The sequence below is a fragment of the Brenneria sp. L3-3C-1 genome (assembly GCF_016456245.1).
Classification (GTDB): domain Bacteria; phylum Pseudomonadota; class Gammaproteobacteria; order Enterobacterales; family Enterobacteriaceae; genus Brenneria.
The window spans coordinates 184,242-206,776 of the sequence record NZ_JAEMHF010000001.1 but is presented as its reverse complement, the minus strand read 5'-3'; the positions used below and the strand labels follow the sequence as shown (position 1 = coordinate 206,776).

Sequence of the window (22,535 nt, the reverse complement as noted above, 5' to 3'; positions counted from 1 at the left end):
TTTATGAATCTGTCCACTGTCACCATGATTACTACAAATGACAATCAACGTGTTGACCAAAACGTTGTGAATAGTGGTATTCCCGATTTTTCTGCACCAGAGCAAAGTTTCGATCGGGTTCTTGCGTCTACGCTGAACAATAGTCAGAAAACCGCGGTGAAGGAAGAAAAAACGTCGGATAAAAATCAGGCGGATAGCGCCGAGCCGCAGGGCGCGGAGGTTGCTCAGGCCAGCGGCAGCGCCGAACAGGCATTGACGGAAGTCGCCGCGGAAAATGTATCTTTCCATAAGAGCAAAAAATCAACGCAGGATGAGAACGTCGATGCCGCCAGCGCGGATGTCGCGCTTTCTTTCGTTGCTGCCGGTATGCAGAGTGAGAGTAAAATAGCTTTACCCACCGCTGACGGCTCTACGGCGGTAGCGGTCGGGCAGAGTCCGGCGACGGCGGATGAAGCGACTCAATTGCTGGTTTCGATGATCCAGGCTAGCCAGACGCCGGCGAGTACGTCGGTTCCGGCGGCCAGCGTCGCCGCGGAAGGTACTGAGCAGGCGGCAACCGCAGCGATACTGGCGCCCGTAACGCAGGCGAAAGCATCAGCCACGGCAGTGGATAACAGCGCCCTTCTGGCGGAAGATAATGCGCCCGATACGCTGCCATCGGCCACCACGGCCTCGCAATCCAAATCTTCGCTCTCCGGCCGTAGTCTATCCGAACATAACGAAGCCATCGCCAATGTAAAGAGCCGCACACAGGCTCTACAGCAAGAAACCTCGCTCAGAGCCGGGTCTGACGTCGCATCATTTACTTCGGCCGGTCAGCACGACGCGCAGCCCGCCGGCAATCAGTCGTTATCCACCGCGACCGTTGCCGTACAGCAACCGGTATCCGTAAGTGCGCAAGCACCGGCAATTCAGACCAGCGCATCAATAGCGCCAACGATAACCGCGCAGATCAACGCGCAGTTGGGCAGCGACGAATGGCAACAGGCCGTCAGCCAGCAGGTGATTATGTTTACCCGCAACGGTCAGCAAAATGCGGAACTGCGACTGCACCCGCAGGAACTGGGGGCATTGCAAATCAGTCTCAAGTTGGATGACAACCAGGCCCATCTGCATCTGGTATCGGCAAACAGCCAGGTAAGAGCGGCGATGGAGGCAGCCCTCCCCCATCTGCGCACCTCAATGGCGGAAAGCGGCATCAACTTAGGGCAAGCCAGTGTGGGCAGTGATGCCTCGCCAGGGTGGCAGCAGCAGGAACAGCAGCAATTCCAGAGTGGAAGCGCCGAGCAAAGCCTATTGAATGAAGGCATTGGGGCGCAGACAGTCGTTCAAACAGCATCGGTCGCCGATGTGGCCGCCCTCTCTGGCAGAGTAGATATTTTTGCCTGACCTGTGTGAGTAAACGCACAAGTTAACGCGATTTTCTTGGTCTATTCCCGCTATTGATGGCCGGAATTGACGGGATAATCATTGATATTACGCATTAATTCAGAGCGCTGCTATTCTGCACTGGATATCAATAGTCACAGGAATTATCTTTAGCTATGTCTGAAAATGCACTCCCGTCAGGACGTAAACGCTCTGTTTGGCTTATCGTTTTGCTTATTATCCTCTTTGCCGGCGGCACCGCGGCGGGCGTAAGCTGGTGGTTTTTGCATCAGCAAAAATCTGCCGCCGCCGAGCAGGTAGCGCCTCCGCCGCCAGAGCCGGTTTTTATGCCGTTGGATACGTTTACGGTTAATCTGGTCAACCCAGACAACGACCCTGACCGGGTACTGTATGTCGGTTTTACCCTGCGTTTGCCGGATGAGGTGACGCGCAGTCAGTTAAATAACTATTTGCCCGAAGTACGCAGCAGACTACTGTTGCTGCTTTCCCGCCAGAATGCGATCGAGCTGGCTCAAGAGCAGGGGAAACAGAAACTGGTGGAGGACATTAAACAGGTTCTAAGTACACCACTGGTTCCTGGTCAACCGAATCTGATCGTTACTGATGTTCTGTTCACTGCTTTTATACTGCGATAAATATTATGGGCGATAGCATTCTTTCTCAGGCAGAAATTGACGCACTACTGAACGGTGACAGCGATGGCGGCGAAAAACCGGATGTCGCCTCCGGAACCGATGGGGATGTCAGGCCCTACGATCCCAATACGCAACGCCGCGTCGTGCGGGAACGTTTACAGGCGTTGGAAATTATTAACGAGCGTTTTGCCCGCCAGTTTCGCATGGGGTTGTTCAACCTGTTAAGACGAAGCCCGGATATTACCGTCGGGGCGATAAAGATCCAGCCTTATCATGAGTTTGCCCGTAACCTTCCGGTGCCGACCAACCTGAACCTGATTCACCTCAAGCCGCTGCGCGGTACGGCTCTATTTGTTTTTTCGCCAAGCCTGGTGTTTATCGCCGTCGATAACCTATTTGGCGGCGACGGCCGATTCCCTACCAAGGTCGAAGGTCGTGAATTTACCCATACGGAACAGCGTGTTGTGAAGCGTATGCTACGTCTGGCGCTGGAGGCTTATAGCGATGCCTGGAACGCCATCTATAAACTCGATATAGAGTACGTTCGCTCCGAAATGCAGGTAAAGTTCACCAATATCACCACCTCCCCTAACGATATTGTAGTAACCACGCCTTTTCACGTTGAAATTGGTTCGCTGACCGGCGAATTTAACATCTGTATTCCTTTCGCGATGATTGAGCCGCTGCGTGAATTGCTGGTGAATCCGCCGTTGGAAAACTCGCAGCGGGAAGACCAAAGCTGGCGGGAAACCCTGACCAAACAGGTACAACATTCAGAGCTGGAACTGATAGCCAATTTTGTCGATATTCCTTTACGCCTGTCGCGGGTACTCAAATTGCAGCCCGGCGACGTACTGCCGATTGATAAACCGGAAAGATTAATTGCCCACGTTGACGGCGTTCCGGTGCTGACCGGGCAATACGGCACGCTGAACGGGCAATATGCCTTGCGTGTGGAACATTTAATTAACCCCATATTGAATTCTCTGAATGATGAGGAACAGCCCCATGAGTGACAACAAGAACCCGTCCGAAGAAAAGGATTCCGTGGACGATCTGTGGGCTGATGCGTTTAACGAGCAACAAGCCGCAGAAAAAACCCCCGCCAGTACCGACGGCGTTTTCAACGCACTGGATGTGCAGGACGGTATCGGTTCGCTGCATGACATCGATCTTATCCTGGATATTCCGGTCAAACTTACGGTCGAACTGGGCCGCACCAAGATGACGATTAAGGAGCTCCTGCGTTTATCCCAGGGGTCGGTCGTCGCCCTGGACGGATTGGCCGGCGAACCGCTGGACATCCTGATTAACGGATATCTGATCGCCCAGGGGGAAGTGGTGGTTGTGGCGGATAAATATGGCGTCCGTATTACGGATATCATTACTCCGACCGAACGTATGCGTCGCTTGAGCCGCTAATGCTGAGCTCGCTTCCATCATCTTCCCAGACTGCACTGTCGACCGTCCCGGCCGAACCTCCCTTGACCGGTGGTATGCTGCTGACGCAGGTCGGCGGCGTACTTGGCGGGATCCTGCTGTTCATTCTTTTGATTGCCTGGCTAATGCGTAAACTGGGTTTTGCCCCGCAGACCAAGTCCAATAAATTGCTCAAGGTGGTTTCGGCATGTCAGGTCGGCCAGCGGGAAAGAGTAGTGATTGTTGAAGTGGATGACAGTTGGCTGGTGTTAGGCGTGACCACGCAAAACGTTACCCTGCTGCACACGCTGCCCGCCCGGCCGCAGGATATCGTCGAATCCGCTCAGGCAAAGCCAATGGAGTTTGCCCGGTTGTTGCAAAAAGTATTAAAGCGTCCGGAAAAGCCGGAATGAATATGATCCAACGTCTATCATCCCGTTTATTGAAAGCGTCCCGCGGGTTGGCCTACCCGGTCGCCGGCAGTTTACTGCTGCTGTCTCCCGCCGTTTTTGCCCAGTTGCCGGGATTAGTGAGCCAGCCGCTGCCGAATGGAGGGCAAAGCTGGACGTTACCGGTTCAGACTCTGGTTCTACTGACGTCGCTGACGTTTATTCCGGCTGCGCTGCTGATGATGACCAGCTTTACCCGTATCATCATAGTGCTCAGCCTGTTGCGTAATGCGCTGGGCACCCCTTCGGCGCCGCCGAATCAGATACTGCTGGGGCTGAGCCTTTTTCTGACGTTTTTCATTATGTCGCCGGTGCTGACCAAGATTTATCAAGACGCCTACCTTCCGTTTAGCCAGGACAGCATCAGTATGGAGGTAGCGATCGAACGCGGTGCCCAGCCGTTGCGCGAATTTATGCTGCGTCAAACGCGCGAAGCCGATTTAGCGCTATTTACCCGCCTGGCCAATATCCCGGCACCGGAAGGCCCGGAAGCCGTTCCCATGCGCGTATTGTTGCCGTCTTTCGTCACCAGTGAATTGAAAACCGCGTTTCAGATCGGTTTTACCGTATTTATTCCTTTTCTTATTATCGATCTGGTGGTTGCTAGCGTCCTGATGGCGCTGGGGATGATGATGGTTCCGCCGGCGACGGTATCGCTGCCGTTTAAACTGATGCTGTTCGTGCTTATTGACGGTTGGCAGCTCCTTCTGGGTTCCCTGGCTCAGAGTTTTTATAGTTGATCTAAAAATAGTGTGGGGAAAAGAGCATGACACCAGAATCGGTAATGGCTCTCGGCTATGAAGCGATGAAAATCGCCTTGTTGCTGGCTGCGCCGCTGTTGCTTTCCGCGCTATTTAGCGGATTGATCGTCAGCCTGTTGCAGGCGGCAACGCAGATTAATGAAATGACGCTCTCTTTTATTCCCAAGATATTGTCCGTATTTGTCGCCATTCTTATCGCCGGACCCTGGATGCTCAGTCTGATCCTTGATTATATGAGAACGCTTTTCAGCAATCTGCCGACCCTTATCGGTTAGCCATGATTGAATTAAATAGCCAGTCGTACGCTGAATGGTTGGTGCAATATTTCTGGCCTTTCGTCAGACTGCTGGCGCTGGTGGCGACCGCGCCGATACTTAGCGAACGGGAGATCAACTTTCGGGTGAAAATTGGTCTGTCCCTGCTGATAACCTTTCTTATTGCTCCGCATATCGAATTTAATCCAACGCCTATTTTTTCCGCCGCAGGGTTCTGGCTACTCTTGCAGCAGATGCTTATCGGTATTACGTTGGGACTCACCATGCAGTTGGCGTTTGCTATTTTCCGCCATGCCGGTGAAGTGATTGGCCTGCAGATGGGGCTATCTTTCGCCACCTTCTTCGACCCTTCCGGCGGTCCGAATATGCCGGTATTAGCACGGTTCCTGAATCTGCTGGCAATGATGCTGTTTCTGACCTTTGACGGCCATTTATGGCTGATTTCTCTACTAGCCGATAGCTTTCACACGCTCCCCATCGGCGGCGGGCCGTTAAATGCCAACGTTTTTCTATCCATAGCCAGAGCCGGCGGCATCATTTTTATTAACGGACTCATGTTGGCTTTGCCCATCATCACGCTGCTGCTGGTGATTAATATGGCGCTCGGGATATTAAACCGGGTTTCACCGCAGTTATCCGTCTTTGTTATTGGTTTTCCCGTTACGCTGACCGTAGGGATATTAACCATCGGATTACTGCTTCCCCTGATTGCCCCTTTCGCCGAACATGTATTTGGCGAAATCTTCGATTTGCTGGCCAATATATTGTCAGATTTGCCATCCTAATGGATAAAAAAATGTGTGTCATCATTACGATGACACACATAAAAAATGTGCCCGGTTTGTAGCACATTTAAATTACGTAAACGCTTTATCCGTTAATCTGGAATAATGATAAATCTTTCATACCGGAGAAGGCTTGCAGCGCTGCCTGCAATGTCGTCTGTTGTAAAATAAAGGAAGAATAGGTGGCGATCGGGTCGGCCTCGACCAATGAACTCATTCGATCCGAGTATAAAATATCCCGCGAACTGCCGATGGTAGTCAGCGTGGTCAATTCGTTAACTTTACTTCCGACTTCCGCCTGCACAGTGAGCACATTATCCAGCGAATTTCCGAGTCCGCGATTGGCTTTGTCCATCAATGCGGTATAAGCCTCGGTGTCTGCGTCGGTGCTTTCGTTCAGCGACATACTCAGGGCTTCCAGCGCATAATCAATGGTATTGAAGATATTGCTTTCGCTGTCGGAACCATCAGGCTCGGTGGTAAAACCGGCCGCCAGCGTCATAAATACGCTGCTGCCGGTGTTGCCGATGGTCAGCGTACGGCTTGAATCCACTTTCAGGCTGATTGCCGTATCGCCTCCCACGTAGCTGACATTGCCATCGGCATCGGCGGTAAAAGGCGCGGTATTCGTTGCATAACCGGCAAAAACATAATTACCGTTGCTGTCCGTACTGTTGGCCAGAGATAGCAGTTGATCTTTATATCCCTGCAATTCGGTGGCCATTGACTGGCGATCCGCATCACTGTAAGTGGTATTCCCCGCTTTCACCACCAGCGTCTGAATACTTTGCACCACGTCAACAACCTGCTCCAGTATGGTACTTTCCAGATTCAAACTACTGCTTGCGCTGGTACGCGCCGCGGTATATTGGCTGCTGGCCGCCTGAGTCTGCGCCAGAATAACCGCCTGAGAGGCGGCTATCGGATCGTCTGATGGCGAATTGACACTTTTCCCTGACGCCATTTGTAAGGCGGTATTCTGAAACTTGCTATTGACCTCGTTGATATTATTAATCAACGTCTGGTAACTGTTCATGGTGCTAAGACGCATGGGATCGTCCTCTTGCTGAATTTATGCCGTATGCGGGCGAGAATCAGTTATTCACTGCCGACAGTAATGAATCAAAAATAGTACTTGCAGTAGACAGTACCTTCGCATTGGCCAGGTAATACTGCTGATAACGCGTCAAATCGATATATTCTTCATTCAGATCAATACCTGAAATAGACTGCTGTTTTTCAGTAAGCTGATCGACAATACTGGATTGCACCGTACGATTGGTTTCCGCGCTTTGCGCTTTGACGCCGATATCACTAACCAGGGAGGCGTAGGCATCGTTAAAGGTCGCATTGCCGCCAACCAGGTTTTGATTTTGCAAATCCAATAATGCCAATGCGTTACTGTTATCGCTTTCACCACCGCCGCTGCCGGCCGCAATCAGCGCGACATCGGTGATTTTAACGGATAGGCTGTTGACGACATCGCTAACGGTATTAACGACAAAACTGTCATTCGCCGCCGCGTCGCCGCTCACGGTTACCGTCAGTCCGTCAAAACTTAACGTGGTATTGCCGTCAACGTCGGTGTCGCTGTCCACCGTTATACTGGCGTTATCGGACACGCGCGTCACCTGCCAGGCGGAGCCATCATAGCTCACTGAGTAATCACTGGCTTTCACCGCGCTGGTATCGGTATAAGCGGCGGAAAGCGTGGCGGTGCCGCTGTTTTTGGTGCTGCTGGCTACCGCAGGCGAAGAGAAGCTGAAGAATTCATCTCCCGGCTCGCCCTCTAAATCCACGCCGGCTTGGTGCTGGGTATTAAAACTGTCCGCCAGGGTCAACGCCACCAGCCCAAGCTGATCGCGCGCGCTGTCCAGCACGTCGCTGCGGAAGGATAACAGCCCGCTGATGCTGCCGCCGGTCAGCGTACCCTCATCTATTTCGACTGGATCGCCGATGCCGTTATCATAAGCAATGGTAATACGGGAGGTATCCGTACTGGAAGCAACCGCGGTCAACTGATAGGCGGTATCTCCCTGAACCAGCGTCTGCCCGTTGGAAAGGCTGACATTAATGACGTTGCTGTCCTGGGTACTGACCGTGACGCCAACCAGTTTATTCAGGTTATCAATTAACAGATCGCGTTGATCCAGCAAATCATTAGCAGAAGTACCGCTGCTGCCCAGACGGGTTATTTGCTGGTTGATATCGGCGATCTGTGAGGCGTAGTTATTGACCAAATCAATGTTTGTCGACAGTTGCTGATTAATCGAGCTATCCATTTCACGCAGATAGTTATCCGCGCTGACAAACTGGTTGACCAGGCTTTGTGCGCTGCTGATTACCGTTTGGCGCGCCGAAGTATCGCTGGCGTTTTCCGTCAGCGACTGTAGGCCGGAGAAAAAGGAGGACATAATGGTGGAAAGACTGCTTTCACTGTCGGACAACAGATTATCCACCTGGGAAATTTGCTCGTAATAGGCATTGATCGACTGATAACTGGCCGTCGATGAGCGCAGCTGCGCCACGACCAGCGCGTCGTATGCGCGATCGACCGTCAGGATCTTCACCCCGGTACCCACAGTACCATAGCTGGTCGTCGTTCCCGCGCTTTCCGCCAGGCTGACGCTCTGACGGTTGTAACCGTCGGTATTGGCGTTGGCAATATTATTTGATGTGGTGCTTAACGCAAGATTTGCCGCCTTCAGGCCTGAAGATGCAATGTTAATCAAAGAACTGGCCATTATATTTCCTTCTTCTGCCATCGGGAAAACCCGATAACGCTTCGTCTATTCTGTTTATCGGCGTCCGGGAACAAAACTTGAGGAGAACTCAGGTAAAGATGGTGATAAAAATTTAAAATAAGGTGTTTAAATCATGTGTATAAGCCTGCGCCGCTTTCTGGGCCGAACTGCGGATTTGTTCAATAATCTGCACCAGTTTGCGGCCATAGTTCGGATCCGTGGCATAACCTGCTTTCTGTAGCGCATAGGCCGCCTGTTCCGCACTATTCGCCTGCAACACCTCTTTGTAGCGGGAATTTTTCGTCAGCAGCGTAATGTAATCGTTCAACGCGTGCAGATAGGAATCGTATACTCTGAAATCCTGCTTCAGTTTATAAGACTGACCATCCTTGTATTCCGTGGTCATTACAGATGTTATCTCGCCGTCCCAGTTGCCGCCGGCTTTTACCCCAAAAATATTGTGACTGGTTTTGCCGTCACTGGTGGTAATTTCTCGTTTACCCCATCCGGACTCCAGCATCGCCTGAGCCATAATCAGGTGATGAGGGATGCCGCTCTGCAAACTGGCTATCATCGCCGGCACCGACAGACGCTCGGCAAAAGACGCGCTGCCCGTTGCCGAATAACCAACGGCGTTATTTTCCTGCGCGGCGTTTTCCAACTGGCTGCGACGGATAAATTCACCGATAAGGGCCGGCGGCATGGTCGAACTCGCCAACCGCTCCGGTCCCAATGGCATCGGCGTTTTGCCCGCCTCTTCACCCGGCTCCGCAGCCGCTTGACGGCTCAATTGTTTGACCATCATGTCCGCCAGCCCCAAGCCTTTGGTCGACAAATTCTGGGCTATCTGCTGATCATACATGCTGGTAAACATACGCGTCTGGTCGCTGCTCAGCAGACCATCCTGAGGCAGAGTATTACGCATGCTCTTCAACATCATATTGACGAACAATCCTTCAACCTGCTGGGCTACTTTATGCAATGCCCCAGGCGTATTCTGCACAGCCTCGCGGCGCAATCCACTCACGGATTGTACATCGTAGGCCGCCGAGGCCTGCTCCATCAGGTTGCTAGGCGGTAACATTAAATGATCTCCACTTCCGCTTTCAGACAACCTGCGCTATGCATTGCCTGGAGGATCGACATCAAATCCATTGGCGTGGCGCCCAACGCATTCATCGCCCGCACCACATTATTTAAATTGGCGCTGGCGTTAACGCGCTGCAAGGAGCCGCCCTCCTGCCGCACGGAGATTTCGGTCTGTTGCGTTACCACGGTCTGGCCGCCCGCGAAAGGCGTGTCCGGCTGGCTGACCGCTTGCTGATTATCTACCACTACGGACAGGTTGCCCTGCGCCACCGCGCAGGAGTCCAGCATGACATTCCGGTTCATAACTACTGAGCCGGTACGGGAATTAATGATGACTTTGGCATCAATTTCCCCGACATCCACGTGGATGTCCTGTATTTGTGCCAGAAAACGCACCTGCTGAGTATTGCTTTGCGGCAGTACGACCTCCACCGTGCGGCCATCCAGCGCTTGAGCGGTGCCCATGGTATTCTGGCGGTTGATAGCGTCGCTGATACGTTGTGCAAGACTAAAATTGTCCTGCTTCAATTGCAGACTGATCCGGTTCGAACTGCCAAAAGTGCTGGGAAGTTCTCTTTCGATAATCGCACCATTATTTATTCTGGCGCCGGAAAGTTGGTTAACCTTAACCTGACTGCCGCCGGATGAAGCGCCGGCGCCCCCTACCAGTAAGTTACCCTGAGCCAAGGCATAAACCTGGTTGTCAACGCCCTTCAATGGCGTCATCAGCAGGGTTCCCCCACGCAAGCTTTTAGCCGAACCCAGAGAGGAAACCACCACGTCGATTTTTTGCCCGGCGCGAGCAAAAGGCGGATAGGTAGCGGTTACCATCACCGCCGCCACATTTTTCAGTTGCATATTGGTCCCGCTGGGGACGGTAATCCCTAGCTGAGAGAGCATGTTGGTCAGACTTTGCGTAGTAAACGGCGTCTGGGTGGTCTGATCGCCGGTTCCATCCAGGCCGACCACCAGGCCATAACCAATCAGCGGGTTATCCCGCACGCCCTGAATGTCAACCAAATCACGCAACCGTTCCGCCGTTGCGGATGAAGTCAGCGCCAGCGTAAAAAATGCGTACATAATCAGTTGACGATACATTGACATAATAAACCTCTTAGAACGGTGCAATGTTAAGGAAGAATCGTTGCAGCCATCCCATGTTCTGCGCTTCATTAATATAACCTTTCCCAACGTATTCGATTCTGGCATCGGCTACCTGGGTTGAGACAACTGAATTACTTCCTGTGATTGTTCTTGGATTCACTATGCCGGAAAAACGGATATATTCAGCGCCCTGGTTAATGGCAATCTGCTTTTCACCTATCACTTTCAAATTGCCATTAGTCAGAACATCGCTAACCGTCACGGTGATGGTGCCCGAGAAGGTATTCTGTGCGCTGGCCCCGCCGGTTCCCTCAAAATCGTTAGTGCCCGAGGCGGTCAGGTCTGCTTTGCCGTTACCCAGCAATCCGCTTAGTGCCGTCGGTACGACCGAAAACCCCACAGCGGTGGAACCATCGCGGCTGGCATTCGCCGATGAGCTTTTACTGGCGCTGACGTTTTCCTGTAGGGTAATCGTCAGGATATCGCCGACATTGCGCGGCCGACGATCTTCAAACAATGGCTGATAGCCATAGTTCATCGGCTGCACCGACTGGAAAATAGAACCGTTGGTGGCATACAGCTGGGCTGGCGCAGGCGACGCGCTGGTTTCACCCTCCACCAACGATTTATGCGGAATGTATGCACACCCGCTTAAAATCATCACCGCCAGCAACGGCCAGCTTAATCGCCTTTTCCGTAATAAAGGCTTTGAGGTCCAACAACACAACATGCTTAACCTTATGTTCTTTTTATGCCAGAGATTGATCAGAGCTGTGTTAAGCGTTGCAACATAGCATCGGAGGTCGACACGGCTTTACTGTTGATTTCATACGCGCGTTGAACCTGGATCATATCGACCAATTCCTCGGCAACGTTGACGTTCGAGGTTTCAACGTAGCCCTGGTACAGCAGCCCCGCACCATTTTGCCCCGGCGTGGATTCGGTAGGCGCGCCGGAACTCTCCGTTTCCTGATACAGATTTTCGCCCAGACTTTGCAACCCGGTAGGGTTAATGAAGGTACTGAGCGTCAGTTGCCCGACCTGACTGGCCGCGGTTTGTCCCTGTAGCGTCACGCTAACCACGCCGTCACGCGCCACCGTCATGGTTAAGGCGGTATCAGGAATGGTAATCGCTGGCTGTACCGAATAGCCGCTGGAGGTTACCAACTGACCGTTGGCATCCAGTTGGAAAGAACCATCGCGCGTATAGGCAGTCGTGCCATCCGGTAACTGGATCTGAAAAAACCCCTGCCCGTTGATGGCCACATCCTTGCTGTTTTCGGTTTGCTCCAAGTTACCCTGGCTGTGTAAACGCTCGGTCGTCACTGGACGGACGCCGGTACCCAGTTGTAAACCGGAGGGTAACGTAGTTTGTTCCGACGACTGAGCGCCAGGCTGACGAACGGTCTGATACAGCAGATCCTCAAATACCGCCCGCTGTCTTTTAAACCCATTGGTACTCACGTTCGCCAAGTTGTTGGAAATAACATCCATGTTGGTCTGTTGAGCATCAAGCCCGGTTTTGGCAATCCAGAGAGAGCGGATCATGGTGTTTCCTTAATAGATAAATTAACTCACGGATAGCAACTGGTTAGCGCGTTCAGCATTCTGATCCACGCTGCTGATGATCTTCATCTGCATTTCAAAACGACGAGAGTTGCCAATCATATCAACCAGGGCATCAACGGTGTTGACATTACTTCCTTCCAATACGCCGGGCATGACTCTAACCGCGTCATCGTCCGGCAACGCGTTGCCCGCCTGCTGACGCGCCGCATCGCTTAGATGGAAAAGGCCGTCATCGCCGCGCACCAATTGCCCAGGTTCCGAGCTCACCAGCTTAAGCGCCCCCACCTGGGCGATGGTATTGGGGTTGTCGCCGTCGCCCAACGCTGAAACCGTGCCATCCGCCGCGATAGTGATACTCGCCTGGGTGGGCACCGCCAGCAGGCCGCCATCGCCCACAACGGGATAGCCCTGAATCCGCAATTGTCCTTCAGCATCAACCTGAATGCCGCCGTTGCGCGTATAGGCTTCTTCGCCATTCGGTAACTGTACTGCCAGCCAGCCCTGATCTTGCAGCGCCACATCCAGAGAACGCCCGGTATAGTTCAGCGGCCCCTGAGACGTATCCGCCATTGGCGTTGAAGCTACCACCAGCGTCCGCGTTTGCAATGTCGGCCCTTCCACCGGCACCGCGCGCATGGCGGTCAACTGTGCCCGAAAGCCCGGTGTGGACGAATTAGCCAGATTATTGGCAATAACGGAGTGCTGCTCCAGCGTTTGGCTGGCCGCCCCCATAGCGGTGTAAATTGCGTGATCCATAAAGCCATCCTGTACGGTTTATTAGCGCAGGTTCACCAGGGTGTTCAGAATGGAGTCCTGGGTTTTAATCGTTTGCGCGTTCGACTGGTAGTTGCGCTGCGCAACGATCATATTCACCAGTTCGGAACTCAAATCGACGTTTGACGACTCCAGCGCACCGCTGGTAAGTGTCCCGAATACCCCGACGCCGGCGGTACCCACAATCGCCGCGCCTGAAGAGGAGGTCGATGACCAGACATTATCCCCTTCGGATTTCAGGCCCTGCGGATTGGCAAAGCTGGCCATAACGATCTGACCCAATAATTGAGTTTTCCCGTTGGAATAGGTGCCTGTGATGGTGCCATCGTTATTGATGGTGTAAGAAGAGAGGCTTCCGGCGGTATAACCATCCTGACTTGAACTGCTTATACTACTGGCGCTGGCGCTTTGCTGGGTAGTGCCGGTGAATGCCAGAGTGAAAGAATTATCCGCAGAGCCGTTAATACCATTGGTTTCAATAGTCAGTTCAGTGCCGCTGGTTAACACGCCACTGCTGTTAAAACCCAATGCCCCCAGAGTCTGGACTGTAGCCGTGGCGTCGCTGCTATCAATACCATAGACGTTCCAGGTGTTATCTGCCGTTTTAGCAAAATACAGGTTAATGTTGTGAGTATTTCCCTGGCTGTCATAGGAGGTCAGCGTACGTGAGTAGCTATAGGTACTGGAATCTGTCGCATCAAAGGCGCTGGTAATTATATCTTCGCTGGAGTTCAGGTTCAGTACCATTGACGCGCTGTTAGTTGCCTGAGCGGCGATGTCGCTGGAGGAGATATTGAGTACCGTAGGTTCGGCGCCGGTGTTAATCGCCGGCGGCGTACCTGTTGCCGCGTAGCCGGTCAGGTAATAGCCGCTACTGTTAATAAGATTGCGTTCGTTATCCAGCGACAGTTCGCCATTACGTGAGTAGTAAACCGAGCCATTTTCATCGGTCATGCGGAAAAAGCCGGTTCCGGCGATGGCCACATCCAGACCGCGATCGGTAGACTCAACCGTACCGTCGCTAAAGTCCTGATTGACGGAGGCTATCTTGACCCCCAAACCAACCTGGGAGGAAGCGAAAATATCGGCAAAGGATACCGACGCCGATTTAAAACCGGTTGTTTCCGAGTTGGCAATGTTGTTACCGATGACATCCAGGTTGCTGGACGCGGCATTTAAGCCACTAATCGCCTGTGAAAAACCCATAGCGGGGTACTCCTTGAATAAAGTAAGTTACGCCAAACGCCTGCGTTAGCCGCGTTCAACGTGGAGAAATAGACATTAAATAATCTGCTTCACATCGCTAAGCGATGCGGTTCCCGCCAGACCCAGATTAAGCGTGGCGCCGTCTGAACTGGTATTCACGCCATAAACCAGCGCATATTTCAGCGGCGTGGCTACTACGCTGCCTCCGGATGAAGACGTAGCGGTTACCGTATAGCTGTAGCTACCTTCGGCAACAGCGGCGCCGCTATCATCGGTGCCATCCCAACTGTATGTCTGCACCCCGGCGCTTTGCTCACCCAGGCTCACCGTGCGTACCGCATTGCCGCTCGAATCCTTAATGGTCACCGTTACGTTGCTGGCCGCGCTGTCCAGCTCGATACCAAAAGGCGTAATCGAACTGCTTTCACCCACCACTATGCTGTTGCCGGAAATAAGCACGCCATGACCGATCAGGGTTGAAGCCTGTAATGTCTGACTGGTATCCAGTTGTCCGGAAATGGAACCCAGCGTGGTATTGAGCTTCTCAATGCCGCTAAGCGTGCTGATTTGCGCCAACTGGCTGGTGAGTTCGGTGTTATCCATCGGATCGGTGGGATCCTGATTTTTTAATTGCGCCACCAGCAACGTCAGGAACTCGCTCTGGAGATCCGAACTGCTACTGGTCGTTGATGACGAGGTGGTGGTAACCGTACTGTTATCGGTCGACTCATTAACTGAAATAGCAATGCTCATGTCCCCTCCGTTACTGGCCTAATGTCAGCGTTTTTTGCATGAGTGTTTTTGTCGTGTTCAGGACTTCAACGTTAGCCTGATAACTCCTTGAGGCTGAAATGGAGTTAACCATTTCGGCGGTAACATCGACATTCGGCATACGAACATAACCCCGTTCGTCAGCCAGCGGATTGCCAGGTTGATAGACCAGTTTGTCCGGCGCCGGATCTTCAATTACGCCAGCCACCTGAACACCCCCGATCTCCTGACCGGCGGGAGCGGCCACCTTGAACACCACCTGTTTAGCCCGGTATGGCGTACCGTCGGCACTGGTGACGCTGTCGGCATTGGCCAGGTTACTGGCGCTTACGTTCATGCGCTGGGACTGTGCCGTCAGCGCCGAGCCGGAAATTTCAAAAATATTGAGTAGTGACATAGGCGTTATTTATCCTGTAACACTGACGTCATGCCTTTAATCTGCCCGCTCAAAACGGTAAGGCTGGTTTGATAACGCAGGCTATTATCAGCAAAATTGGTTCTTTCCCGATCCATATCGACCGTATTACCATCCAATGCTGGCTGATCGGGTATCCGATACAACAAGTCCAACGATGGCGGCGACGACGTTTGCGCGGGGATGTGCCGGGATGATGTCACGGCGAGAGAAAGCTCCGAACCGGACGCCCGGCCTTGCTCAATGGCTTTAGTCAGTTCGGTGGAAAAATCGATATCGCGCGCCTGATAACCTGGCGTATCCGCATTGGCGATATTGCCGGCCAGAATCTCCTGCCGCTGCGCACGCAAATTCAGTGCTTCTTGTTGAAAGCGTAAAGCCGCATCAAGTTTGTCCAGCATCTCTCTACTTTCTCCCAGGGAATTTACATCGGCAGACACTATCCAGTGCAGATAGCATAAACGGGATAGAGATACCCCTATCGCTGGAATAAGCGGGAAATGAATGGCTAATTTCCCGATTGGCGGAAGTGGCGAAAAGGTACACTACCGACGGTGGAATAGATTCCCGGCAATGTAACGTTGCTGATTAAGGCTTTAAATCAATTGACGAGGGCAAATCATGGGGGGCAATCGACTGGTTTGGTTTAACGTCGCTTTGGCTCTGCTGGCGGTCGGGCCGGCTTTCGCCAGTGAGCCTTATCCAAAGGCATCATCTTCACAAACCTCATCGCCACAAACGCTGTCCTCGCAAATAGAAACATTTATCCGTCAGCAGATTACTATCCCCGTCGAACGTATCGATGTGAAGATAAAGACGCCGAACGCCGGCCTGCCTGACTGCGCCGCGCCACAGTTTGCCCTCCCTTCGCGCAATAAAATATGGGGCAATCTGAGTATCAGAGTCACCTGTGGTTCTGATAGGTATTTCGTGCAGACCAGCGTTCAGGTAACGGGAGAGTATCTTGTAACCGCGCGCCCAATTCCCCCGAAACATAAAATTAGCGTTGAGGATATCAAACGGCAGCGAGGAAGGCTCGATACCCTCGCCACCATACCGGTAACCGAGCCCGGCCGGGTCCTGGGTTCCGTCAGCCAACGGATGATCGGCGCCGGACAACCGCTACAGGAAAGAATGTTCCGTCAGCCGTGGGCGGTCAAATCCGGGCAAACAGTACAGGTCATTGCCAGCGGGGACGGTTTTAACATCAGCAGTGAAGGTAAAGTAATGAACAATGCCGTATTGAATGATAAAGTCAGAGTCAGAATGAATTCTGGTCAGATAGTGAATGGCTCGGTGGAAGCTGACGGTACCGTTAAGGTTGCGTTATAAATAATTAAAGATTTTGCTCAGTTAGCCGATGAATTAGTCATAACCCGTTAGCTGTTTGCCATAACGACCCGAGAGGACATCATGAGTATCGATAGTACACGCCCGATATCAGGGGTAAAATCTGTTCAAAGCCAAGAGACAGAGTTACTCCCTCATGCCAAAAACAAGACCAGCCAGACACCGGTGCAGAGTACGGTCGCTACTGAAACGCAGGTCAATATCAGCAATGCCCAGACGCAACTGACTCAATCAAGCGAGTTCGATATCGATATCGAAAAAGTTGAAAGTCTGAAGCAGGCTATTCGCAACGGCGAACTAAAAATCGATACCGGTAAAATAGCGGACGCACTCATTGCCGAAGCGCAATCAGGAATAGACGGATTATGACCGCATCGGCTACGGACATGTTCGATATTCTGACCCGCATCCAGGATGCGCTGCGGCAGCTAGATGAGATACTAACCCAGGAACAGCAGGTGCTAAGCGCCGGTAATGTCAATGCCGCTTTTTTGCATCGTCTGACTGAAAATAAAAATGAACAGTTGTCTACGCTCGATCATTTCGACAAGTTACGCATTCAAATGGAGCAAACGCTCTCCATTACCGCGCCTTACGATCGGCATCCCGAACTTAACGAGTCCTGGCTGGCTATCCAGAGTCAGACCCGTAATCTAAGCCAGAATAATCATCGCAATGGCCTTCTGCTTGAACAACATTTGAAACATACGCAAGACGCGCTTGGTTTTCTGGAAAAGAAAAGCCAGCAAAACCTCTACGGGCCGGACGGTCAGTCTCACCGGCAGGGAAGTAAACTAGGCAGGAAATTTGGCGTGTGAAGCGTCGTGGTTAATATTGATAAATGAGTATGGCAGATAGTTAATCCCGATCGCGGTAGTTAACCAATACCTGGTAGCTCAGCACTCTTACTGGTGGCCTAATCGCCCCTTTCCCCGGTAGCTGATATAAAAAGTACAGCGGATTATTAGCATCAATCCCCTGCAAAGCCTGAGTTCTGCCGCTCCCCCCATCCAACGGAACACAAAGACCCGGCGTGCATAATGCGACCCGCATTCCTGATGGCGGCAACGCCTGTAGTTTATAATTCCAATGAATGGAAGTTACCACACGGCCGGGAGGAAGCGCCCCCTGGGAGCGCATAACCGGAGATGAGGTAGCAATGCCACGCTGGCTTATCACGACGTTTGCACCGCTACCTTCCCAGCTACCATCAGCCGCCAGCGCGGTCTGGATAAAAAACGGCAGTAATAGCAAAGCGAGTTTTTTCATTTCGTCGCACCAATTACCGACGTCATATGTATCTGGCGATTGTCGTTGATTTCCTGATTCGACAACACCACCAGTTGTGGGACATTACGGCGTAAAAAGCGCGCCAACAGCGGGCGCAGTGCATGATTGACCAATAAAACCGGCGGGGCATTGAGCGCTTCCTGTTGCTGCACGGCCTGCTTCGCTTGTTCCAACACCCGATCGGCCAAGCCAGGCTCTAATCCGCCGCCGTTTTGCAACGCTTGCAGCAGTATTTTTTCCAGACCGAAATCCAGGCCTATCACCTGTATTTCATCCTGCCCAGGGAACCATTGCTGGGTAATGGCGCGTCCTAAGGCAACACGAACAACCACCGTCAGCTCATTGGGATCTTTTTGTATCGCCGCGTGTTCTGATATGGTTTCAATAATTGTTCGCATATCTTTAATCGACACCCGCTCAGCCAGCAAATTCTGTAATATCTTATGCAATACGGTGAGCGTGACGACGCCAGGAATAAAATCCTCCGTCAGCTTTGGCATTTCTTTGGTAACCCGCTCCATCAATTGCATGGCTTCCTGACGACCAAATAGATCGCTGGCATGTACAGTAATCAGGTGATTAAGATGCGTGGCTACCACCGTGCTTGCCTCAACCACGGTGAATCCCTGAGCCTGAGCCTGCTCTTTCAATGCGCTTTCGATCCATACGGCAGGTAAACCAAAAGCCGGATCCTGAGTGACGTCCCCTGGCAACTTGCCAATGGCATTACCTGGATTAATCGCCATCCAGCGACCGGGGTGCGCCTCGCCCTGCCCAATCTCAACGCCGTTCATCAAAATGCGATACCCGGCCGGCTGCAACTCCAGGTTATCCCGGATATGGACGACCGGCGGTAAGTACCCCATTTCCTGGGCGAACTTCTTACGAATACTGCGGATCCTGCCCAATAACTCGCCATTCTGCTGGGAGTCGACCATGGGAATCAACCGATACCCCACTTCCATACCCAGCGGGTCTTCCAGTTGCACATCCGCCCAGCTGGCTTCAATGATTGGCTGGTTTTCTTTAACCGCGGGTTCAGCGCTACCGGAGGGAGTATCCGCCACCTGTGCGCCTCTCATCCACCAGGCCAACGCCAACAGCGCTGTGGTAAACAGCAGAAATACAAAATTGGGCATACCGGGAACCAACCCGATCAGCCCCAGCACCGCCGCGCTCAATATCATCACCCGGGGATTATTAAACAATTGGGTGACCATCTGCTGCCCGACATCCTGATCGGTGCTGACGCGGGTAACAATCACCCCCGCGGCGGTCGAGATAACCAAGGCGGGAATTTGCGCCACCAGGCCATCGCCGATGGTGAGCAGCGTATAGCTCTCCGCCGCCTGCGCAAGCGGCATGTCATGCTGTAGTATCCCAACCATTAATCCGCCGACAATGTTAATGACCATAATCATCAACCCGGCGATGGCATCGCCACGCACAAACTTGCTCGCACCGTCCATCGAACCATAAAAGTCGGCTTCCTGAGTAACTTCAGAACGCCGTTTTTTCGCCTCGTCCTCGCCGATCAATCCGGCGTTGAGGTCGGCGTCGATCGCCATCTGCTTCCCTGGCATACCGTCCAATACAAAGCGCGCGCCCACTTCGGCGATACGCCCGGCACCTTTGGTGATCACCATAAAGTTGATCAGAACCAGAATGATGAATACCACGATACCGATGGCGAAATTACCGCCTACCAGAAAGTGCCCAAAGGATTCAACCACTTTCCCGGCGGCCGCCGTTCCGGTGTGCCCTTCCAGCAAAATAATACGCGTCGAAGCCACGTTCAGCGACAAACGCAGCAACGTGGAAAACAGCAGAATGGTCGGGAATGCGGCGAACTCCAACGTACGCTGGGTGAACATTGCCACCAGCAGTACCATAATCGATAAGGCAATATTGAAAGTAAACAGCAGATCCAGAATAAAAGGGGGCAGCGGCAGTACCATCATCGACAAAATCAACAGGATCAGTATCGGTCCCGCCAGAATCTGCCATTGGGTGCTTTTAAAATTACTGGGTAAACGCAGCAATGCGGCCAGATTAGCCATCAGTATCGTTCTCTCTCGCAAAGTCCAGGGCGTCTGGCACAGGTAAATGTTCAGGTTTGCGCGGTATCAATCCCCCTTCGCGCCGCCAGCGTCGGAGCTGATAGACCCACGCCAACACTTCGGCAACCGCAGAATATAATTCGGCAGGAATATGTTTTCCCACTTCGGAATGACGGTATAGCGCTCGAGCCAGCGGTGGTGCCTCAAGCACGGGGACGCGGTGTTCTACACCGATTTCACGGATACGCAAGGCAATCTCGCCCGCGCCTTTTGCCAACACTTTAGGCGCATTCATCTTCTTTTCATCGTATTTCAGCGCCACCGCATAGTGCGTCGGGTTGGTGACAATGACATCGGCCTTGGGCACATCAGACATCATTCTTCGCTGCGCCATGGCCCGCTGTTGCTGACGAATACGTCCTTTTACGTGCGGATCGCCTTCATGTTCCTTGTGCTCGTCACGTATTTCCTGCTTGGTCATGCGCAATTTTTTGATATGGCTCCAGATCTGCCAGAACACATCAAATGCTACCATGGGGATAAGCCCCATCAGAATAAACAGCCCGCATATGCTAATCAGATTAAGCGCATCCCCTAGCGCCGCCACCGGCGGTTCGCTAATCAGGTGCAGCATATGCGGCCAGTTATGCCAAAGAAACCAGCCGGTAATCCCCCCGACCATGGATGATTTCAATATCCCTTTGAATAACTCGGCCAGCGCCTGGCTGGAAAAAATTCGCTTCAGCCCGGTTAGCGGGTTCAGTTTCTTCAAATCAACCTTAAGCGATTTAGTACTGAACAGAAGCCCGCCAAGCAGCATAGGCGCAGAAAGCGCGACCAACACCGCGCCCCCCATAATCGGCAGCAGCGCCATCACCGCATGTTTAAGCAGTCGCCCAAGCTGCCGCAGCATCTGCTTATCATCATTGATGATCGCGTGGTTGAAATACAGCCCGTCGGCAATCATCGCCGTCAGCTTTCTGGCCATCGCTTCTCCGCCCACCCACAGTATCGTCAGCCCGACGGTCAGCATCAAAATAGAAGTCAATTCACGGGAACGGGGGATCTGACCATCTTCACGCGCCTTCTCCTCTTTATGGGGAGTGGGGGATTCTGTTTTTTCCAGATCGCTATCTTCAGCCACTTCAGCGTTCCTGTTGTTACTACCTGGGATAGGGATTTGCTGCCTAGCATGACAAATATGGAAAAACTTTATGGCTGGAACAACGGGAGAAACTTACGTTTCTTTAGCGGATAGTAAATGAGTCATTAGGGAAGAAAACGGCTTAACTATTTACGGCCGGATAAAACGGCCATAAATAGCTAAAGATTATGCTTATGCATCTCAACTCGCGTGTGTGACGGTGTTATGCGACACACGCTGTTTTTAATCTCTGGAACTAGAACCCCAGGCTATCTAACAGATCATCGACCTGATCCTGATTAGAGACAACGCCCGCCGCGGTTTTATCCACCTGAGGACCGTTTAACAGACCGTCATTGGCGCGTTTGGGCGTAGCCGGTTTCTCCGGCATATTTTCCAGCAGCACCATCAGTAATTGTTTTTCAATTTCCTGAATAACATCCATCATGCGCTTGATGACCTGACCGGTAAGATCCTGGAAGTCTTGAGCCATCATGATTTCCAGCAGTTGCGCGTTGGTAAATGAGGTATGTTGCGGGACATCCTCAAGGTAGCTACGCGTATCGGTCACCAACTCGCGCGCATCGGCCAGCTCAATAGGATTTTCAAACCATTGATCCCAACGAGTCTTCAGCGATTTAGCATCAGCTTCCAGCTGATTCTGACGTGGCTGTGCGGCTTCAACACAGCTTAGTGCCCGCTCTGCCGCCTGGGCGGTCATTTGCACGACATAGTCAAGACGATCGCGGGCATCAGGGATAGCTTCCGCCGCTTCTGCAATCGCATTATCCAGTCCTAACTCCCGCAGGCTGTCACGCAGCATGCGAGTCAATTGACCAATACGAGAAATAATCTCGGTGGCCGAAGCGGTGTCGTTCACGGGCGGCATCGGATGTGACGTCATAAGATCCCCTTACATACCCAGTTTTTCGAAAATCTTACTCAGCTTCTCTTCCAGGGTAGCAGCAGTAAATGGTTTAACTACGTAACCACTAGCACCAGCCTGTGCTGCGGCGATAATATTTTCTTTCTTCGCTTCCGCGGTGACCATCAATACCGGGAGCTTTGAAAGCGCGCCGTCGGCACGAATGGTTTGCAGCAATTCCAAACCATCCATATTGGGCATATTCCAGTCAGAGATGACGAAATCAAAAGCACCGGCACGAAGCTTGTTCAGCGCGTCAGCACCGTCTTCCGCTTCTTCTACGTTATTAAAGCCCAGTTCCTTTAGCAGGTTGCGAACAATTCGGCGCATTGTCGAAAAATCATCTACTACTAAAAACCTGAGTTCTTTGTCGGCCATACC

27 protein-coding genes are annotated in these 22,535 nt (G+C 52.3%); 11 read left to right on the top strand and 16 right to left on the bottom strand.

The genetic code is table 11. The features are described from left to right. The first annotated feature begins 3 nt into the window (after positions 1-3). From JG725_RS00940 to fliR, 8 genes are all read left to right on the top strand, one after another. Entirely contained in the window at positions 4-1,389 is a 1,386-nt protein-coding gene (locus tag JG725_RS00940; RefSeq protein WP_233356284.1) for a flagellar hook-length control protein FliK, read from the top strand. Positions 1,390-1,544: 155 nt separating this feature from the next. Next, entirely contained in the window at positions 1,545-2,024 is a 480-nt protein-coding gene (gene fliL / locus JG725_RS00935) for a flagellar basal body-associated protein FliL (RefSeq protein WP_199376160.1), read from the top strand. 5 nt (positions 2,025-2,029) lie between these two features. Beyond that, complete coding sequence (fliM, locus tag JG725_RS00930; protein ID WP_172288291.1) at positions 2,030-3,040, top strand: flagellar motor switch protein FliM; 1,011 nt, start codon at positions 2,030-2,032, stop codon at positions 3,038-3,040. After that, on the top strand, positions 3,033-3,446 hold the full coding sequence (gene fliN, locus JG725_RS00925) for a flagellar motor switch protein FliN (RefSeq protein WP_199376158.1): 414 nt from the start codon (positions 3,033-3,035) through the stop codon (positions 3,444-3,446). Before fliM ends, fliN begins: the two co-directional genes overlap by 8 nt. Then, entirely contained in the window at positions 3,446-3,856 is a 411-nt protein-coding gene (gene fliO / locus JG725_RS00920) for a flagellar biosynthetic protein FliO (protein WP_199376157.1), read from the top strand. Before fliN ends, fliO begins: the two co-directional genes overlap by 1 nt. A 2-nt stretch (positions 3,857-3,858) precedes the next feature. After that, positions 3,859-4,632 (top strand): flagellar type III secretion system pore protein FliP, encoded by a 774-nt coding sequence (gene fliP, locus JG725_RS00915; RefSeq protein ID WP_172288295.1) that lies wholly within the window; start codon positions 3,859-3,861, stop codon positions 4,630-4,632. Positions 4,633-4,658: 26 nt separating this feature from the next. Next, entirely contained in the window at positions 4,659-4,928 is a 270-nt protein-coding gene (gene fliQ / locus JG725_RS00910; RefSeq protein WP_172288297.1) for a flagellar biosynthesis protein FliQ, read from the top strand. Between the two features lie 2 nt (positions 4,929-4,930). Next, positions 4,931-5,713 carry a flagellar biosynthetic protein FliR gene (gene fliR, locus JG725_RS00905; RefSeq protein WP_172288299.1) on the top strand — a complete coding sequence of 261 codons (783 nt, stop codon included), beginning with the start codon at positions 4,931-4,933 and terminating at the stop codon, positions 5,711-5,713. Between the two features lie 85 nt (positions 5,714-5,798). On the opposite strand, the gene flgL is transcribed toward fliR, so the two are convergent. From flgL to flgB, 11 genes are all read right to left on the bottom strand, one after another. Continuing rightward, positions 5,799-6,764 carry a flagellar hook-associated protein FlgL gene (gene flgL, locus JG725_RS00900; protein WP_172288301.1) on the bottom strand — a complete coding sequence of 322 codons (966 nt, stop codon included), beginning with the start codon at positions 6,762-6,764 and terminating at the stop codon, positions 5,799-5,801. Positions 6,765-6,807: 43 nt separating this feature from the next. Beyond that, complete coding sequence (flgK, locus tag JG725_RS00895) at positions 6,808-8,457, bottom strand: flagellar hook-associated protein FlgK (protein WP_199376155.1); 1,650 nt, start codon at positions 8,455-8,457, stop codon at positions 6,808-6,810. 112 nt (positions 8,458-8,569) lie between these two features. Further along, positions 8,570-9,541, bottom strand: coding sequence for a flagellar assembly peptidoglycan hydrolase FlgJ (gene flgJ, locus JG725_RS00890; RefSeq protein ID WP_172288305.1), 972 nt, complete (start codon positions 9,539-9,541; stop codon positions 8,570-8,572). Further along, positions 9,541-10,650 (bottom strand): flagellar basal body P-ring protein FlgI, encoded by a 1,110-nt coding sequence (locus tag JG725_RS00885; RefSeq protein WP_370541580.1) that lies wholly within the window; start codon positions 10,648-10,650, stop codon positions 9,541-9,543. The genes flgJ and JG725_RS00885 overlap by 1 nt, the downstream gene beginning before the upstream one ends. Before the next feature lie 10 nt (positions 10,651-10,660). Then, positions 10,661-11,380, bottom strand: coding sequence for a flagellar basal body L-ring protein FlgH (locus tag JG725_RS00880; protein WP_172288307.1), 720 nt, complete (start codon positions 11,378-11,380; stop codon positions 10,661-10,663). Between the two features lie 35 nt (positions 11,381-11,415). After that, a complete protein-coding gene (flgG, locus tag JG725_RS00875) occupies positions 11,416-12,198 on the bottom strand; it encodes a flagellar basal-body rod protein FlgG (RefSeq protein WP_172288309.1) in 783 nt (260 codons plus the stop codon). 21 nt (positions 12,199-12,219) lie between these two features. Continuing rightward, on the bottom strand, positions 12,220-12,975 hold the full coding sequence (locus JG725_RS00870) for a flagellar basal body rod protein FlgF (protein WP_172288311.1): 756 nt from the start codon (positions 12,973-12,975) through the stop codon (positions 12,220-12,222). A 21-nt stretch (positions 12,976-12,996) separates the two neighbouring features. Continuing rightward, on the bottom strand, positions 12,997-14,199 hold the full coding sequence (flgE, locus tag JG725_RS00865; RefSeq protein WP_172288313.1) for a flagellar hook protein FlgE: 1,203 nt from the start codon (positions 14,197-14,199) through the stop codon (positions 12,997-12,999). Between the two features lie 75 nt (positions 14,200-14,274). Further along, positions 14,275-14,952 carry a flagellar hook assembly protein FlgD gene (gene flgD, locus JG725_RS00860; protein ID WP_172288315.1) on the bottom strand — a complete coding sequence of 226 codons (678 nt, stop codon included), beginning with the start codon at positions 14,950-14,952 and terminating at the stop codon, positions 14,275-14,277. A gap of 10 nt (positions 14,953-14,962) precedes the next feature. Then, positions 14,963-15,367 (bottom strand): flagellar basal body rod protein FlgC, encoded by a 405-nt coding sequence (gene flgC, locus JG725_RS00855; protein WP_172288317.1) that lies wholly within the window; start codon positions 15,365-15,367, stop codon positions 14,963-14,965. A gap of 5 nt (positions 15,368-15,372) precedes the next feature. Further along, positions 15,373-15,786: a flagellar basal body rod protein FlgB gene (gene flgB / locus JG725_RS00850; RefSeq protein ID WP_172288319.1), complete on the bottom strand. Its 414-nt coding sequence runs from the start codon at positions 15,784-15,786 to the stop codon at positions 15,373-15,375. Positions 15,787-16,006: 220 nt separating this feature from the next. Between flgB and flgA the strand changes: the two genes are divergently transcribed. The 3 genes from flgA to JG725_RS00835 all read left to right on the top strand — a co-directional run bounded on the left by flgA (position 16,007) and on the right by JG725_RS00835 (position 17,553). After that, positions 16,007-16,717, top strand: a complete 711-nt coding sequence (gene flgA, locus JG725_RS00845) for a flagellar basal body P-ring formation chaperone FlgA (protein ID WP_199376153.1) — start codon at positions 16,007-16,009, stop codon at positions 16,715-16,717. An 81-nt stretch (positions 16,718-16,798) separates the two neighbouring features. After that, positions 16,799-17,104, top strand: coding sequence for a flagellar biosynthesis anti-sigma factor FlgM (gene flgM / locus JG725_RS00840; protein WP_172288323.1), 306 nt, complete (start codon positions 16,799-16,801; stop codon positions 17,102-17,104). Further along, on the top strand, positions 17,101-17,553 hold the full coding sequence (locus tag JG725_RS00835; RefSeq protein WP_172288325.1) for a flagella synthesis protein FlgN: 453 nt from the start codon (positions 17,101-17,103) through the stop codon (positions 17,551-17,553). The genes flgM and JG725_RS00835 overlap by 4 nt, the downstream gene beginning before the upstream one ends. A gap of 40 nt (positions 17,554-17,593) precedes the next feature. On the opposite strand, the gene JG725_RS00830 is transcribed toward JG725_RS00835, so the two are convergent. The 5 genes from JG725_RS00830 to cheY all read right to left on the bottom strand — a co-directional run bounded on the left by JG725_RS00830 (position 17,594) and on the right by cheY (position 22,532). Then, on the bottom strand, positions 17,594-18,004 hold the full coding sequence (locus tag JG725_RS00830; protein ID WP_172288327.1) for a flagellar protein FlhE: 411 nt from the start codon (positions 18,002-18,004) through the stop codon (positions 17,594-17,596). Next, entirely contained in the window at positions 18,001-20,085 is a 2,085-nt protein-coding gene (gene flhA, locus JG725_RS00825) for a flagellar biosynthesis protein FlhA (protein ID WP_199376151.1), read from the bottom strand. Before flhA ends, JG725_RS00830 begins: the two co-directional genes overlap by 4 nt. Next, complete coding sequence (flhB, locus tag JG725_RS00820) at positions 20,078-21,229, bottom strand: flagellar biosynthesis protein FlhB (protein WP_172288331.1); 1,152 nt, start codon at positions 21,227-21,229, stop codon at positions 20,078-20,080. Before flhB ends, flhA begins: the two co-directional genes overlap by 8 nt. 256 nt (positions 21,230-21,485) lie before the next feature. Next, on the bottom strand, positions 21,486-22,133 hold the full coding sequence (cheZ, locus tag JG725_RS00815; RefSeq protein WP_172288333.1) for a protein phosphatase CheZ: 648 nt from the start codon (positions 22,131-22,133) through the stop codon (positions 21,486-21,488). 9 nt (positions 22,134-22,142) lie between these two features. After that, a complete protein-coding gene (gene cheY, locus JG725_RS00810; protein ID WP_009113347.1) occupies positions 22,143-22,532 on the bottom strand; it encodes a chemotaxis response regulator CheY in 390 nt (129 codons plus the stop codon). Positions 22,533-22,535: the final 3 nt, after the last annotated feature.

Bases quoted from the DNA above. Each gene is read 5' to 3' on its own strand.
- flgD (WP_172288315.1), bottom strand. From the start codon at position 14,952: ATGAGCATTGCTATTTCAGTTAATGAGTCGACCGATAACAGTACGGTT.
- cheY (WP_009113347.1), bottom strand. From the start codon at position 22,532: ATGGCCGACAAAGAACTCAGGTTTTTAGTAGTAGATGATTTTTCGACA.
- flgC (WP_172288317.1), bottom strand. From the start codon at position 15,367: ATGTCACTACTCAATATTTTTGAAATTTCCGGCTCGGCGCTGACGGCA.
- flgL (WP_172288301.1), bottom strand. From the start codon at position 6,764: ATGCGTCTTAGCACCATGAACAGTTACCAGACGTTGATTAATAATATC.
- fliO (WP_199376157.1), top strand. From the start codon at position 3,446: ATGCTGAGCTCGCTTCCATCATCTTCCCAGACTGCACTGTCGACCGTC.
- fliM (WP_172288291.1), top strand. From the start codon at position 2,030: ATGGGCGATAGCATTCTTTCTCAGGCAGAAATTGACGCACTACTGAAC.
- flgG (WP_172288309.1), bottom strand. From the start codon at position 12,198: ATGATCCGCTCTCTCTGGATTGCCAAAACCGGGCTTGATGCTCAACAG.
- fliP (WP_172288295.1), top strand. From the start codon at position 3,859: ATGATCCAACGTCTATCATCCCGTTTATTGAAAGCGTCCCGCGGGTTG.
- flgA (WP_199376153.1), top strand. From the start codon at position 16,007: ATGGGGGGCAATCGACTGGTTTGGTTTAACGTCGCTTTGGCTCTGCTG.
- JG725_RS00940 (WP_233356284.1), top strand. From the start codon at position 4: ATGAATCTGTCCACTGTCACCATGATTACTACAAATGACAATCAACGT.
- flgB (WP_172288319.1), bottom strand. From the start codon at position 15,786: ATGCTGGACAAACTTGATGCGGCTTTACGCTTTCAACAAGAAGCACTG.
- cheZ (WP_172288333.1), bottom strand. From the start codon at position 22,133: ATGACGTCACATCCGATGCCGCCCGTGAACGACACCGCTTCGGCCACC.
- JG725_RS00880 (WP_172288307.1), bottom strand. From the start codon at position 11,380: ATGTTGTGTTGTTGGACCTCAAAGCCTTTATTACGGAAAAGGCGATTA.
- fliL (WP_199376160.1), top strand. From the start codon at position 1,545: ATGTCTGAAAATGCACTCCCGTCAGGACGTAAACGCTCTGTTTGGCTT.
- fliN (WP_199376158.1), top strand. From the start codon at position 3,033: ATGAGTGACAACAAGAACCCGTCCGAAGAAAAGGATTCCGTGGACGAT.
- fliQ (WP_172288297.1), top strand. From the start codon at position 4,659: ATGACACCAGAATCGGTAATGGCTCTCGGCTATGAAGCGATGAAAATC.
- JG725_RS00830 (WP_172288327.1), bottom strand. From the start codon at position 18,004: ATGAAAAAACTCGCTTTGCTATTACTGCCGTTTTTTATCCAGACCGCG.
- flhA (WP_199376151.1), bottom strand. From the start codon at position 20,085: ATGGCTAATCTGGCCGCATTGCTGCGTTTACCCAGTAATTTTAAAAGC.
- JG725_RS00835 (WP_172288325.1), top strand. From the start codon at position 17,101: ATGACCGCATCGGCTACGGACATGTTCGATATTCTGACCCGCATCCAG.
- flgK (WP_199376155.1), bottom strand. From the start codon at position 8,457: ATGGCCAGTTCTTTGATTAACATTGCATCTTCAGGCCTGAAGGCGGCA.
- flgM (WP_172288323.1), top strand. From the start codon at position 16,799: ATGAGTATCGATAGTACACGCCCGATATCAGGGGTAAAATCTGTTCAA.
- JG725_RS00885 (WP_370541580.1), bottom strand. From the start codon at position 10,650: ATGTCAATGTATCGTCAACTGATTATGTACGCATTTTTTACGCTGGCG.
- JG725_RS00870 (WP_172288311.1), bottom strand. From the start codon at position 12,975: ATGGATCACGCAATTTACACCGCTATGGGGGCGGCCAGCCAAACGCTG.
- fliR (WP_172288299.1), top strand. From the start codon at position 4,931: ATGATTGAATTAAATAGCCAGTCGTACGCTGAATGGTTGGTGCAATAT.
- flgE (WP_172288313.1), bottom strand. From the start codon at position 14,199: ATGGGTTTTTCACAGGCGATTAGTGGCTTAAATGCCGCGTCCAGCAAC.
- flgJ (WP_172288305.1), bottom strand. From the start codon at position 9,541: ATGTTACCGCCTAGCAACCTGATGGAGCAGGCCTCGGCGGCCTACGAT.